General features: G+C 70.0%; 1 protein-coding gene. It reads right to left on the reverse strand.

Annotated elements, in window-relative coordinates:
* Positions 1-17: 17 nt before the first annotated feature.
* Entirely contained in the window at positions 18-1,196 is a 1,179-nt protein-coding gene (locus AVL62_RS05630) for an IS110 family transposase (RefSeq protein WP_058890688.1), read from the reverse strand.
* Positions 1,197-1,431 lie beyond the last annotated feature (235 nt).

Genomic DNA, 1,431 nt, shown 5'->3' on the forward strand with positions numbered 1-1,431 from the left:
TCTGGCACCCCTCTGTGTCAAGACGCCGCTGGGAGGGTGGTTCTAGGCTTGGTGGTGGCGGGTCCGGGAAGTGGCTTGTCCGAAGAGCCGGCGTCGGGTTGTGAGCCGGTCGCGCTGGAGTCAGAGTCGTCACCCAGTTGCCCTCCCGGGCCCGTCGTCGTGTGTCCGGCGAGGTCGTCGAGCATGGCCTTGTAGACGAGGTCGGACAGGCGCCGTTTAAGGCAGCGCATCGCTTCCATCGGCGTCTTGCCGGCGGCGACCTTTCGGTCGTAGTAGGCCCGGCCCTCGGTCGCGTGCCGCAGCTGGACGACGGCCATGATGTGCAGCACCCGGTTGATCTGCCGGTTGCCCTTGCGGGAGAGCCGGTGGTGGGTGTGGTCCCCGGAGGAGGCGTCCACGGGGGCGGTGCCGGTCCAGGACGCGAAGTGGTTGCGGTCGGGGAAGCGGGTGATGTCGGCGACCTCGACCAGCAGCCGCGCGGCGCCGGAGGGTCCGATGCCGTGCAGGTCGATCAGGCCGGTCCCGGTGGCTTTGACCAGGGACTTCAGCTCCTTGTCCGCGGCCTTGGTGCGGGCGTAGATCTTGGCCAGGTCCTCGACCAGCTCGACCGCGTGAGCCTTGCGCACCTTGCCCGCCGGGGTGGTCGGGCGGACCTTCTTGAGCAGCTCCTTGGCCTGGGCCGCGGACAGGGACCGCTTGGCCCCGCCGGGGATGAGCTCGAGCAGCAGCTTGTGCAGCTGGCACACCTTGCGGGTGTGCTCGGCCCCCAGGGAGGCGCGCCGGTCCACGCACATGCGCAGCACCTCCAGCTGCTCGTCGTCGACGACCGGGCGCAGCCCGCCCATGCGGACGCCGACCAGGGCGATGGAGTGGGCGTCGGTGGCGTCGGTCTTACGGCCCTGTCCGGTGGCGAAGACCCGCACCCGCGCGGACATCTTCGCCGGCACGTCGACCACCTCCTCGCCGTCGGCGACCAGGCGGGAGGCCACGTGCTTGCCGATCCCGGCGCAGCCCTCGACCGCCCACAGGCGCTGCGGCCACTGCCGCGCGTAGCCCAGCAGGCGGGCGTATCCGTCGGTGTCGGTGGTGAACCGGCCGCCACCGACGACCTGCTCGTGGCTGGTCATCACCTCGATTGTGACGGTGCGCTTGTGCGGGTCCATCCCGATCACGACCAGCGTTTTCTCTGCGTCCATGCCCTTGCTCCCTTGCGTCGACATCACTTCGTGTCGAGCTGGGAGGGCACCGCTACGTACGGCTGGGCAAACCCCTCTCGAGCCTCTCCCGGCCCTGGCGGTGACCGGGGCGACGCAGGCCAAATGTGAGCCTCACGCCAACGGCGTGGGCAGCCGCACTGAGAGCGACCACCCCGGTCACCTCAGACCGAGCCTGGCCGGGCCCGATCCTGACGTCAATGAAACACGTAGCCGC

Origin of the sequence: Serinicoccus chungangensis, from assembly GCF_001483745.1 — a bacterium.
Lineage (GTDB): Bacteria > Actinomycetota > Actinomycetes > Actinomycetales > Dermatophilaceae > Ornithinicoccus > Ornithinicoccus chungangensis_A.

Coding starts and splice junctions, on each gene's coding strand:
- AVL62_RS05630 (WP_058890688.1), bottom strand. CDS start 1,196: ATGGACGCAGAGAAAACGCTGGTCGTGATCGGGATGGACCCGCACAAG.